Annotated in this window: 10 protein-coding genes and 1 pseudogene; 3 read left to right on the top strand and 8 right to left on the bottom strand. The window is 41.6% G+C overall.

Going from position 1 to position 13524, the window contains the following annotated elements:
* From CAG60_RS00195 to CAG60_RS00160, 7 genes and pseudogenes are all read right to left on the bottom strand, one after another.
* Window positions 1–482: pseudogene (locus CAG60_RS00195) on the bottom strand (hypothetical protein); the annotation flags it as partial.
* Window positions 483–487: 5 nt separating this feature from the next.
* A complete protein-coding gene (locus CAG60_RS00190; RefSeq protein WP_202598466.1) occupies window positions 488–940 on the bottom strand; it encodes a hypothetical protein in 453 nt (150 codons plus the stop codon).
* On the bottom strand, window positions 941–1573 hold the full coding sequence (locus tag CAG60_RS00185; protein WP_237667736.1) for a hypothetical protein: 633 nt from the start codon (window positions 1571–1573) through the stop codon (window positions 941–943). It lies immediately after the preceding gene.
* A 39-nt stretch (window positions 1574–1612) separates the two neighbouring features.
* A complete protein-coding gene (locus CAG60_RS00180; RefSeq protein WP_161437998.1) occupies window positions 1613–4594 on the bottom strand; it encodes an ATP-binding protein in 2982 nt (993 codons plus the stop codon).
* A 14-nt stretch (window positions 4595–4608) separates the two neighbouring features.
* Complete coding sequence (locus CAG60_RS00170; RefSeq protein ID WP_202598465.1) at window positions 4609–5256, bottom strand: hypothetical protein; 648 nt, start codon at window positions 5254–5256, stop codon at window positions 4609–4611.
* Between the two features lie 11 nt (window positions 5257–5267).
* The gene (locus tag CAG60_RS00165) at window positions 5268–8045 is read right to left on the bottom strand and encodes a molecular chaperone DnaK (RefSeq protein WP_161437997.1); all 2778 of its coding nucleotides are present in this window, start codon (window positions 8043–8045) and stop codon (window positions 5268–5270) included.
* A 7-nt stretch (window positions 8046–8052) separates the two neighbouring features.
* Window positions 8053–9036 (bottom strand): helix-turn-helix transcriptional regulator, encoded by a 984-nt coding sequence (locus tag CAG60_RS00160; protein ID WP_161437996.1) that lies wholly within the window; start codon window positions 9034–9036, stop codon window positions 8053–8055.
* Between the two features lie 563 nt (window positions 9037–9599).
* On the opposite strand from CAG60_RS00160, the gene CAG60_RS00155 reads away from it, so the two are divergent.
* The 3 genes from CAG60_RS00155 (at window position 9600) to CAG60_RS00145 (ending at window position 11525) form a co-directional block, all read left to right on the top strand.
* Window positions 9600–10313: a GGDEF domain-containing protein gene (locus CAG60_RS00155; RefSeq protein ID WP_161437995.1), complete on the top strand. Its 714-nt coding sequence runs from the start codon at window positions 9600–9602 to the stop codon at window positions 10311–10313.
* 98 nt (window positions 10314–10411) lie between these two features.
* A complete protein-coding gene (locus CAG60_RS00150) occupies window positions 10412–10789 on the top strand; it encodes a hypothetical protein (RefSeq protein WP_158138419.1) in 378 nt (125 codons plus the stop codon).
* Between the two features lie 52 nt (window positions 10790–10841).
* Window positions 10842–11525, top strand: coding sequence for a DedA family protein (locus CAG60_RS00145; protein WP_004395317.1), 684 nt, complete (start codon window positions 10842–10844; stop codon window positions 11523–11525).
* 86 nt (window positions 11526–11611) lie between these two features.
* On the opposite strand, the gene CAG60_RS00140 is transcribed toward CAG60_RS00145, so the two are convergent.
* A complete protein-coding gene (locus CAG60_RS00140; RefSeq protein ID WP_158138418.1) occupies window positions 11612–13474 on the bottom strand; it encodes a potassium transporter Kup in 1863 nt (620 codons plus the stop codon).
* Between the last annotated feature and the right edge of the window lie 50 nt (window positions 13475–13524).

Here is a 13524-nt window from a genome sequence, read left to right as displayed (position 1 = left end):
CTAAGTATATTTAAATCATCCTCAAAGTGCGTTTGGTACCAAACCAATTTTTCATCTCGTTTGCTGCTATCTTGCTGCCGCTGTTGCAACTGAGTCTTTTGATCATCAACGAGCTGATTCAGCTTATCAATTTCAGCTTGTTTAGCTTTTAATTGCTGTTGTAGTTGACCGATGGAATCTGGCAGACTCAAATTCGCATCTTGACTGAAACCTAGTAATTGTTTTATTTTTTCAATAAGTTGATTCAATTGTTGATTCTCGCTGCTAAGTTGCTCAATACGCAGATCACTTTCATTAAGCTGTGCTTGCATTGCGTCGAACTCTTGACTATCTAACGGCTCAATATTTGGTGAGCAATCACATGATGTTACGCTCAAGCTTTCCTGATTGGTAGCAGCCGGCATTGAGTTGATAATCGAGCATAATTTAGTTTGTATTTGATGATCATCTAGTAATTTAAGTAGCTGTTTTTTTAAATCCATCTTAATTACCTAGCCTGATAATTTCTGGTTTTTTTACGATAAAACGCTTGTAAACTCGAACTTGGTAACGATTCTTCGAGCAAAGCGTCTTGCTGAGCGGTTACCACTGGCTGCACGGGCTTGCTCTCTGTGATCGCTAGATTAAGTGTTGGATAACTTTGCACCTTAGCCGCCGGAAAAAGAATATCCTCAACCAGCCATGATAAAGTTTGTGGCGCATGTACAAATTGAGCCGCAATGTTAATCTCAGGATCTAGAACAAACTCACTATCATCGCTAACTAAGATTAACGCTAACGTCTCATCAATCGTATACTCAATTTTCTGCTTAAACTGATACCAAAAATCAGCAACAGCGAGAGTTTTCTCACCAGAAAACAAAATCACTTCTAGCTGACCATAAATCACTCGGAAAGTCTGGACACGCCCTTGTTTTAATACAATGATATAATCGATCATTTATGGTCTAAGCCCCATGACTTTGTCTTCAATTTGTTCAATACTTAATTCAGGCTCTAACTGCTGATAAGCTTCTACTAAAGCATTACTGTGCTCTCGGCTTTGCGCAATACTGAGTTCATCTTTAAGGTACAAGCTATAATCACTAGTATTAAGACTTTTCTCTTTATAAGCTTTAATGGTTGCAACGATTTCGTCTGCAGCTAGATTTTGCGTTGCCACCATTGCCATAAATTGAGGGCAGACCACAGTCTCTAATTTTTCGTTAATACCTTGTAAAGTGATCGCCGAGCCTATGGCCGAACGAGCTAGTAGTTCTTTCTCATCCAAGCGACTAAATTTTTCTTTGTCAATGGTCACGTCATTTCTTAAATGATCAATATAAGCACTAATTGAATCAAAATCTGCTGGTGCTTTTTCGCTCATCATGGCTTTTTCACCCAGTTCTTGTAAATCATCACTAGATTGAATGATCCCTAAACTTATTCCCACCGCTTTAATTGTTTCACCCACCTTTGTGGCTAGATTTACTCCCATTTCACTAATGGTTGTGGCGATTTTAGTAACGGCATTACCCAATGTTGAAGCGACTGAACTCACTACACTGCAAGCACCACTGATAACACCACTCAACGCCGAACCTACGCTACTCCAAAATCCCATATTCTACTCCTAGTATTTAACTTTAAGACCGATACGAAAAGCTTCGTTTAAATTTGATGTTATTCGCTCTTGGCTATTGCAGCTAAGCTTTTCAAGAAAGTCTTTTAAACATTGCGCTCTTGTTTGGCTGTCCTCTTCTGAGGTCTGGTAATAACAAGTCAAATCAATATATTGCCGCATAAATTGCCAGCCAAATCGATTGATATAATCAATCAAATCCTTCTTATCCTTTGCTTTACCTACCGCGAGATACCACGACTCGGCCACCGCGCCTTGTAAAAAATCCGCGACATCAGAAGCTGACGGTTTACGCTCTAACAGCTCTAGACCTTGAATTAATCCACCAGAGTAAGTTTCGGCGTAATATTGTAGCGCAATATGCCGAATTTTTTCAGGATCAACCTCTTGCTCTGTCGTGGTACTGACTAACTCTTTAATCTGCACCTGCAATGGTTTATTCATGCCCGAACTGGATAAAATCACCCGGCCCGGTTCAAGATGCGATAAAAAGTCTTTTTGTTCGTCAGACAATGCCATGGTGTTACCAACGGCTTCTTTATCATCTTGAGCAAATAACTTATGAATGATTTTAGTATTGGTGTTTTTTAACACTTCCGGGGTCAACTTATTGGGAATTTGATCGACAATAATCAGTGACTCACCGTATTTTCGCACTTCCGCTAACATATCAGCAAAGGTTTCAACCCCTTGCTTTTTATTGGAACTATCCCCTGCTTCAAACTTGGCTAGCAAGCGGTGTGCTTCCTCAATCAAGGTGATATGCCGAAACTTTTCACCTCGCTGCTGGTACTGCTGGTGATTGGCTCGAATTGCCTCGTTAAGGTTGGCTAATACGAAGCCCATGATCAGTGACTTTTCACTAGGATTACGTATTTCCTCTAACTCAAGAATCACATTGCGCTTGACCAAATCGGAAAAATTGATTGAGCGGGGGGTATCTAGCATTAAGCCCTTTGCACCAATCAATAAACCCTGCAAACGTGCTTTAATCGAACCGATATAGTCTTGTTTTAGACGATCATCAAAGCCTTGATCGCTAACCACCACTTCGGTCATATTGACCAAATCACTTAAGGTTGGGAAAGCGTAAACACCATCGTCAAAAGGATTGGTATATAAGCTGTTTTTTGAAGTCGCTATATTCCATCCCTTATCTTCATAACAGCGATAAATTGCTGCTTCGATTAATTGAGGGATGGCTGCTTCCATATCAAACGCTGCTTCGATACTGGCTTTGATCATATCTACCCGAGCAGTAATATTCTCATGAGGGAAGAATTCAAATGGATTAAGCCGAAAGGGAGCGAGATTATCATTACCAAGGGTGAAAATAAGAATATCTTTATTTTTTTTCGTCAGTACTCGATATTCCGTTTTAGCCGGTTCAATCACTAAAAAAGGCATTTGCGCCGATTCAAGCAAACGATGGCAAGTAGTCGTTTTTCCACTACCCGTAACTCCAGCAATAAAAATGTGCTTATCTAATTCACGCTTATCGATAAATACGTCCATCGGTTGTACTAAACCGCTTTTCACCAGTGAACCTAAAAATAAACGATTTTGCTCATCTATCTGCTGATTAACATTTAAACCAAACTCCACCTCTTCTTTAAGGGTTAAACCCACCACCTCTTTTTGCGGTAATCCTGCCACAACACTGAGCTCTTTGGTTGATAACCAATTACAGGCATAACGGTTAAATGGGCTCTTAGATAACAGCAGCGCCAGCTGGTTTTCACTATTGGTAATGGTGGTTTGTTCCACTTGACGATTTTTCAACACCGGTAACTGAAAATTTCTTACTGAGTCAATTTCGTTTTTATCCGTCACAGTGCGTATTTGTAATGGTGATTTATTGACCTCCGCACCAGAAAAGATAGAACGGGCGGTATTGCCTAATTTCAACACACTAGCCACGGAGTTAGCCAACAAATAAATATTCGACAGATATAAGCCTTTATTTTTGCCAAGTTGGACTCTTTTCAGCAACACTTCATCAATATAGTTTAACCATTCTTGCACATTTTTATCGGTAAACTCCCTTGATTCGCTAGACGACGTTCCGTTTTGAGTTGAGCTATTAGTTCCAGTGTTAATCGCAATCGCTTTAGACACCGTAGTGCCTTTACTATTAGCTTCAGAGCCACTACGGTGCTTATCATGATCGGTTTCGGCAGAGCTTTTTGAGGTCTGCTTACTGCTACCACTCTCGGACGTTCCCTGTGTAACAGAAACCGACTTACCAGTATTATGAGTAACGCTAAGGCTATCATTAGTACCGGTTGAATCAGTGACTGTTTGCCCCTCAGCTTCACCCGTCGTTTTCGCCTCGTTTTCACTGGTTTGAATGCTTTTTTTTGCTAATGGCATTAATTTGTCATAAATACCATGTAGTTCATTTTCTATTTTATTAATTTCCAATAAAGAGAGAGGATCAGCGAGTACCGCTAAGCAAAATTTATCGCCACTCATAATATCGACTAAACGATCCACGCCCTGAAACTGCTCGTTATCTTCATTAACGTTAGGCACACCTTCTAATTTTGAAACATGAGTAAATCGAGTAATCATACCTCTGACATGCTTGCGGTGTTTTTTATCTAACTTTTCAACCACGCTGCCCCGAAAGTTCCCCTCCAACGAGCGTTTCAATATGTTTTTTCCAATATCATCCATTTCAAGCGGTAAGGTACCTTGATATTTCTTATTCTTCGCAATACCAAAATAAAAGTCTACTTGGGTTTTATTACCCAAAAGCAAATAAGTAAAAATAACCCCCTCAATCGCTAATGCATTTAAGACATTTTCAAATGCCTCTTTACGGGGCGAATCTTCATCAAAGGTCACTTGCTTGATGTGATAGAGCGAAAATTCGTGATCTAACAGTGGCACTGTCGCTTCAATGGAAGCTTGGCTCTGAGTGACGCTAGGTGAATTTTTAAGTAATTCAATCAATGATTTTTTTGACATTTTAGGCCTCTAACCTAGCGTAAGTTCATCACGGCATCTTCAGCCTGTTGACGATCGAGCTCTGGCTCAGCAACTTGAAAAGCGGTCACTAGAACTTCACTGTGTTGCTGAGACTGTGCAATGGATAATTGATCATTTAAATACAATTCAACGTCATCAGTATTTAAACCACTTTGTGCGTAAGCTTTGACTATGGTTAAAATCAATTTCGGCTCTAAACCGAGTTGACTGATAGTCTTTAAAAATGGCAATGAGATCTCTGTCCCCATCATTTCTCCCACGCCTTTTAAAGCAATTGTCGCCCCGATAGCATTGCGAATAGTGCTGTCGATTGGATCTTGGCTCAGCGCTTGACTATCAACCTCAACCTCATTTCTTAAATAATCTATGTAGTCGTTAATGCGCGTGAAATCTTCGGGAGCTTTATCCGCGGCCATGGCTTTCGCCCCTAAGTCCTCCACCTGTTCATTTGGACGAAGAACATTTGCCACTAAGCTAACTCCTTCAATGGTTTGAATAGCTCTAGGTAAGTTCTTACCCAGCGTTTCCAGTAATATTGGCGCATACTTAGCGATCATCGGGCCAATGGTAGTGGCAACTTTACTGATTGCTGCAACAATAGCGGGGATCGTATTAATAATTATTGGTGGTATAAATAACATGCGCGTTGCTCCTAAAGTTGAATCGATTGAACACTGTTTAAATAATGGTTGGTTGAAATTTGATCCGGCAAGGCAATCACATACTCTATTTCACTGGGAGAAATCACACGTAAATAGACCGAAGCATGCTCATCAGTTAAATCTAATTTAACCGTCTTTTTCTTAATACTTGGATCATTAATGGCCATTTGACCCGTGCTGCAGCTGGGTTGGTCGGTATAATAAATTTCAAACTTTTGATAATCGGCATAGGTGAACTCAACCCATTGATTAAACTTAATTTCGCGATCTATCCGCGGGTAAAACTTCCCTTTACGTGCTTCACCTAAATAGCATTTGAAACGAATATCTTGCTCACCGACATTGTGATCAATCACCTTAATGCGTCCACCGTCACGGCTAGTGATCAGCCCAAAAGCCACTCCCGTTTTGCCGGTTGGTTTCTCGACATTATTTTTATCGGCTCCCAAAGGAGCGAACAACTCAAATCGGCTTTGATCTTCACTCAGTGCCATTTCTTGGTGTTGCAACGCAATATGCTTATCGAATAATGGTTTGACAAAGCGCGATTGGCTGGCGTTGCCGGCTAAGAAAATTTTTACACTGTCTATATCTGAGAGCATTTGCTGACTATGGCTAAAAGCTAAACGTAATGCATCAAAGAAATTGACGACTCCACGCTCAATACGATCGGATAGAATCTGCTCTAATTGCTGCGTATCAATATCCAATGCAAAGGCCGAGTGTTGTAGCCCACTCTTATCGGTTAAGGTTACGGAAAGCTCACCAGAAGCATCAAAACTAAAGTCTTCATGCTCCTCCCAAAACGGGCGCAAAGCAATACACAGCTGTTTAGTGTTGGTTCTGGCTTCTTGGGAACTACTGATCAACTGCTCACTGCCAGCAAAGGCGTCTTTTTCAGGATGTTTCTCAAATTGAATACCCTGTGCTAATAAGCGACTCTTATTGGCTTTAAATACTTCAAAAGCCAATAACTCAAGTAAATTCTCTCCTCCCAAGAATTTATCGCCACCAGCGCCAAAATGCTCAATCACATAATCAAACCGCCGTTGATCTCTTGCATCAGTAGGTTCACGGTAGATACCAAAATCAAAATCTGTCGTACCACCACCAAAATCAAATACGCTGTAAAAAATGCGCTCATTTGCTTGTGGTTCCAAACCATATTCTTGCAACGCCGTCAATGCATAGGCAGCGGGCTCACTGGCACCTTTGCTCACCGATAATTGCTGAATGGTCTCTTGACCTAATTCGGCCGGTAATGATTTCGACAATCCTTTTTTAAAGCTGCTGATAATTTTGTCGCGCACCGCCATTTCATAAGTCACTGGGAAAGACATTATGTAATCAAGGAAAATACCGTTATTGAGGTTATTGATATACAGCCCGAGATAATAAGCATAAATTTCAATCGGATTAAAATCGCCATCGGCTAATTCTAAAAATGGCGGCAGGTCAATCACTTTGCCATGTTGACCAACCACTTTCAGTTTACGGTTTTTATCCCCCGCCCACTGTTTAAGCGCATCAAGAAAGGTGTTAAATTTACTTGATTCGCTACCTTGCATCGAATTGTATGCGGTGTGTGAAATGGTTAAATCTTGCCAGCGAGTATCGGGGCGGTGAGCCTCTGCTTGATAAGCTTGGATAAACGGCGCTAGGTGGATAAACTCCATAATGGTTGGGTTTTCATAGTGATGGGCGGCAATTTCTTTACTTAAATCACCAGTACCAATACGCATTGGATGAATGGTGACATTATCTTTTTGATAAACCACCACCGTGCTTTTGGTGCCAAAATCAATCGCCACTACCCCATCATGAATACTGCTTTTCGGGTCCCTGGCGACCCTTTTTTGCGGTAATTCAATCGTGACATAATCTTGGGTATTCAGTTCATCTTGCCATAATGACCAATGGCCTAATGCGGTATCATCGAGAATTTTACTGTGGTATGGCTGCAGATCGGCGCGCTGAGTATCAATATTTAATAGTAGATCATCATAACATTCTCCGATAACCTTATCAGCATCTTGTTTGGAATCGGTAAACAAGTCTGTGTTATCGTAATGAAATAACTTAAGTAACGTATGATAGATATCATCACTTTCTAATCCCAATAAAGTAAAACCAGATTCTAGTATTTCGATAAAAAGAGCACGAGGTGATAAATCTTCCGTATCAAAATATGTAAATGGCAAAGCAATGCTTTCAGCAAAATATTTATCACTTAAGCGCGCATCTAAATGAGCACCTCGAGTTTGACTATCATAACCATAAAGAACTTTTTGACAATCTCCTAGCAATTTTATCCCAGTATAATCATATCTACCTGAATTAAAAAAAGTCGTACAATCCATAGTAGCAAAAGGGGCGTCTTTTAATGAACAAAGGCAAAGAGCCTGTTTTTTTTCAGGAATCACCCAATCATTAATTGGGTCTGCAATGACTTGGTTAATTGCCAGTTCAATGTCATCAATATGATCCTCACTTTTATATTTTCCGAATGACTTCATTAACCAAAAGCCACCAGCCTTTTTATCAAGATAAATATCATTCGCTAAACACACCCATCGCTCAGCGGCTAAGATTGGCGCTAATTGTTGATAACATTGATTAAGTAGATCAGTAATGGAGTTTGTGGTTTGGCTTTGCTGCAAAAACTGCTCCACGGCCTTTTCAAGCGTTTGTTGTAGATTACTGCAAATGCCGAGACGGGTAGCCAATTGCGGCGCTAATTTCCATTGTGAGACTAATTTAGTATCCATATCTATTTTATACCTGTTCTGTTAATTGCTTTTGTGGCTGGCTGCTTATCTCCACCGCCCACACTTGCTCGCCAAAGCTATTTAGCCAGCGTTCGAGCTGTTTTGAGTGAATCACCGTGGCGCGGATCTGGTAGTGGTTTTCGTGTTCTTCGACCTGCTGATCGCTGGCGAGAGGGGTTTCCAGCAAATGAAAGCCCGCCACTTTACTGATGTTAAATTGCACTTGGCAGTGCTGGCCTTCGCCAAACCCAAAGCGACCATCGCCGTCGTATTGGCTTAATCGAAACTCTGGCGGTCGCAAGAAAGTAAAGGTCGACACCAGCGCTTTATTAATCCGATGCAGAGCTAAACTGCGCTCGTTGGCATAGCCATTAAAGCGACACACCAAATACAAGCGATTACCTTGCTGAGCAAGGCCAAGGGGCATGACCGTGGCGCTTTTTTGTTCTTGTTTGGCATTGTGATACTCAATATCCAGCAAGCGATCATGAAACAGCGCTTCACTCACCGCCTGAAAGACGTGGTTATTAATGGTTGGTGGCAATAACGGCTGAGTTTCACTGACTACCCGCACTTTTTTTAGCCATTCCCGCTCCTTTTGGCTGCTGGCCGTCGGCGCTAACGTATGTTTTGCTTCGCGGAAAAAACTTTCTAATGAGAGAGCTAAGTTGGCCGGTAACAAATTGGCTAAATAATCTTCCGCTAAGTTAAGCAGCAGCGCCTCACTAGGCGAAAGTTTCGGTAAATGAAAACCATGGCTGTGCTTGCACCATCGATAACCATAAGGCTTACTGCGTTCATCCCGCTCAATATCAAAATGTTGCGATAACATATCTAACGTGCGCTGGACACTGCGCAAATCACGTTGAATGTCTAAACCCAGTAACTGCTGATGAATCTCACTGGCGGTCACTTGGCCTGTTTTTGGAATGCGCTTCAAAATTTCAAACGCGATATGTAAAGATTCTTGGGTCGATGCTCGTTTCGCCATGCTGGTATCACTTTACTAAGGGGTTATTTAACGATTTGGTAATGTTTGCTCACTTTCAGTGAGCGGCACTTCGAACTTGAATCCAAGAGGAAAAAAACCACCCCACGGTGAGATTTACAAAATTGATGCTGACACTGCAAACAAAGCAAGAAGTACGGAGCGCGTTCAATCATCATAGCGGCCTGATATTGCCTCTGTTGCATTAATGTTGGTTATACCCAATATGCAAACAGAAGTTAAGCAATCCAGTGTGCATTTAGTGGTGAATTAAGAATAACGTGAGCTAAGACAAATTGCGTCGCAGCACATTGTATAAATAGCAATCAATCAGTTAGCTACTGTGCCACCTTTACTCGACCACCTCTTATTGAACACCATGACTGTTTTAAACTCGGTCAATAAACATCAATAAGGCAACGATATATATACTGGCACTATCCTTGCTTACTTTTTAATCAAGAAGAAGATATCGCTTAGCTACGACACATTACGCCGCAAGACTCGCTAAGCTATCGCTATTAAAAAGCATTTAAATCGTGAATATCCAGTAAGGAATAGCGAGTATGAGCAAAGTGTTATCTGATACGGTAAATCTAGAACCTAAAATGACTTGTGTAACGGGTCAGACATCCGAACCTATGATTAATCATCAAGCTTACCGTCATGCTGAACACACGATGCAGGCATTAATCAAAGAAAATCAGCAGCTGCTTGCTAAAATTGCCAGATTAGAATATCAGCTCAATCATGATGGTTTAACTGGTTTAAATACTCGTGAATATGGCATGTTAATCCTTGAACAATGGTTACAAAGTCAATCTACATCGCCACTTGCCATTGTGTTTATCGATTTAGATAACTTAAAGATGATTAATGATCAGTTTGGGCATGCGATTGGCGATAAAGCCCTAGCTCACATCGGGCGTATTCTCAAAGAAATAAGCAATGGCGATCACGATATCGCTCGATTTGGCGGTGATGAGTTCGTAGCGTTGTTACCAGGATATGATGATATTAAAGCCCAACGATGGTGTGCGGCCCTTGAGCAAAAATTGTCACGCTCACCTTTCACTAGGGTCGATAATACCGCTTTCCACGTTACGGTATCTGCTGGTGTTTATATTCATCAGAATACCCCCAAACGAGATGTCTCACACAATCCTACGGCACATTCTCTTATCGAACTGGCTGATCAGTCGATGTATCAAGTCAAAAAATTCAAAAAACGTCATCAATCCGTGACCGATGAGAATGGTTACTCAGTCATTAATGAATGATTTACGGTCCTCACTCACTCGGGCGGTTAAAAACGCTTTACAGATATGGCTGACACACCGCATACTCTCGGTAATTTCAAGTTACCCACAATCGTCTTATGATCCAGTCTGCTCTGTTTGCATTGTTTATCGCTCTGGTCAGTTTTCCTGACTGGCTTAACTTAAATGCTATTCAAGAGAAACCGCTGGCGGTATCCACTCAGACTCATCACCACTTGGCTAGTGAACAAGCACATCCTGAACAATATTCACTCGCGGTGATCGCACGCAGTGAGCCAAACCGCGCAACACCCATTCGCCTAATCTCTGATGATAATGACGATATCGCGCTAAAGAAAGACACTCCCTTTTATCTTGCTCTTGCACTGAGTGTCGCGGCGATCATATTGTGGTTTTACTTTAGTCAATCCACGCTGTTTTTTATCCGCAAAGCTCTGCGATTTTCCAACCTCTATTCACGTTTCGCTCACGCTTAGCTTTTTTCAATCAAACCGTTCGTTATTATTTTTTTGATTGAGGAAAGGTATTGTGAATACGCTATTGTCTATTTTTTCTGCCTTATGGCATCAAGATCTGATTGCATTACAGCACATCGATCTTTCGTTATTGTATCTCTGCATCGGGTTACTGATTTTTGTTGAGAGTGCTTTCCTGCCTGCTGCGCCTTTACCGTGTGATAGCATCGTTATCTTGTGTGGTAGCCTTGCTGCTGTCGGCATTTTGAATTTATACGCCGTGATTGGCGTGCTGATCATCGCCGGATGGTTAGGAGGAGCAATGGCATTTTACCAAGGTCATCAATTGAAAGAATGGCGTATGGTGGCTTCTTGGTTAGGGAAAGTTCCGGCTAAACAATGGGATACAACAGATCGTTTAATTCATAAATACGGCATGCTGGCGATGTTTATGGCGCGTTTCTTACCGGTTGTGCGCTCTTTATTGCCGATGGTCATGGGCCTGAGAAATGCGATATCTCCAACGCGTTTTTTATTGGTTACCCCCTTGAGTGCCATCGCATGGGTTCTTTTTCTGGTCTTTTCAGGTTATGGCGTGTCATTACTGCCTGATAACTTATCGAAAATTGCCAATCATATTTTGATTCTCGCCCCGTTGATGACGTTGTTGATTGGTGTCGTAAGCCTACTCATTGGTTGGTCTGTCCGCCGACGTGCTCAGCAAAAAATATCGCCTATTCATCGCGAATCAAATTAATAAGCTTTCATTCTCTATTATCAAAAAAGGCCATGTAAACACAGTTACTTGGCCTTTTACTTTTTTCGTAACCTTAATGACAGAGGTTAAATTTCCCGATAAACGCCCATCTCAATTAATCGATCCGAGGGAATATTCAACCGCTCAGACGTTCGTAATGCATGCTTGCTCAGCAAAATAAATAGCTTGGCCTTAAAGTCATGCCATAAGCCGATTTTTTGTGCTTGGATATGCTCAGCAGAAAGGAAAAAAATCGTTTCATTAGGATGGAGAAATAGCCCTTTTAAAGCACAAGAGTGCATCACTTGGTCTATTTCTAAGGTTTCTTGATATCCCGTATGAATGATCACCTGCCAAAACGTCTCTGACAGTTGGGTTATCTCCGCTCGACGACAGGGGTGAACATAAGGCTGCGATTCACTTTGAAAAGTCATCAAGACATTACGCTCATGCAACACCTTATTGTATTTTAAGTTATGGATCAGTGACCGAGGCACATGAGCGCTCGAACGAGAAAAATACACAGCGGTACGTTGGGTACGTTGAAAGGTTTCCCCTTCGAGTGATGTGATCATTGCCGGTAACGATAAATCACTCCCGGATTGTTCCAATAAACGCTGTTTCTGTTGCTGCCAGATATACATAATAAGGAATACACCACCACCAAGCACGATTGGTAGCCAGCCACCATGACTAAATTTAGTCGATGTCGAGATCAGTAATAATACGTCCAAAGAGATGAAAATAGCGCCCATGACAATGACGTAACGTAACCGCCAATGCCAGCCATAACGCATCACCACCAAGATTAATAATGAAGAGATGGTCATGATCGCAGTTACCGCAATCCCATAAGCGGCGGCTAAATTTGCCGAGGATTTAAAACTCGCCATCACCATCATCACTGAAGCGAATAGTAATAGATTCGCTGCTGGCACATAAATTTGTCCTTGAGAGTGCGCTGAAGTATGAGTAATTTTTAATGGTGGCAGATAACCATAGTTCATCGCTTGACGAGTCAATGAGAAAATACCAGAGATCACCGCTTGAGAAGCGATGATCGCCGCTAACGTTGCCAAAATAATCAACGGCCACAGTAACGAATGGGGGACTAATCCATAGAAAGTTTGCCTTTCTATGCCTTGTGTTTGAAGTAAATACGCACCTTGCCCAAAGTAGTTAAACAGCAAACTGGGTAAAACAATAGTAAACCAAGCCCATCGAATCGGTGTAATCCCAATATGGCCCATATCGGCGTATAACGCTTCAACGCCAGTCACCGACAGTACGACAACACCGAGTATAATTAAGCTATAAGCGCCGTGAGTAGCAATAAAATGCCAAGCATAATATGGATTTACTGCAGCCAAAACCTGTGGTTGCTTGATGATAGCGATGAAACCTAAAACGCCCAGTGTGATAAACCAGAGCAACATAATGGGCGCAAAAAAACGGCCAATCAACTCTGTTCCCAATACTTGAATAGCAAATAACGCGCAGATGATCGCTAAGGCAATTGGCAAGACATAAGGCGCTAAGCTGGCTTTAGCCACGGCTATCCCTTCAACCGCAGAGAGCACCGACATCGCTGGTGTAATCACCGCTTCACCAAAAAAGAACCCTGCGGCTAATAAACCCAATAGCAGAACCACGGGTTTGAATGAATGAGGACAATGAGTTTTGGCAATACTCGCTAAGGTTAAGATACCGCCTTCACCATTTTGATCCGCTTGGGTGATGAACAATAAATACTTTACCGACACGATGATAATAAATGCCCAAAAGACTAACGAGAGTATTCCCAATACATTGGTTGGATTAATAATAAGGGGATGATGGCTAAAAAACACTTCTTTCAATGCGTATAAAGGGCTAGTTCCAATATCACCATAAACAATACCGACAGCCAATAGAGCAAGCGAAGACGTACTTTTTTGTGATGGTTTCATTTTCCTATTGCGCTTTCAGCGCATCCTATCTGAATAGAGATCCCCCATAC

The organism is Vibrio sp. V33_P6A3T137 (genome assembly GCF_009904835.1).
In the GTDB taxonomy this organism is placed as follows: Bacteria; Pseudomonadota; Gammaproteobacteria; order Enterobacterales; family Vibrionaceae; genus Vibrio; species Vibrio metschnikovii.
This window is presented reverse-complemented; position numbering and strand designations above follow the sequence as displayed.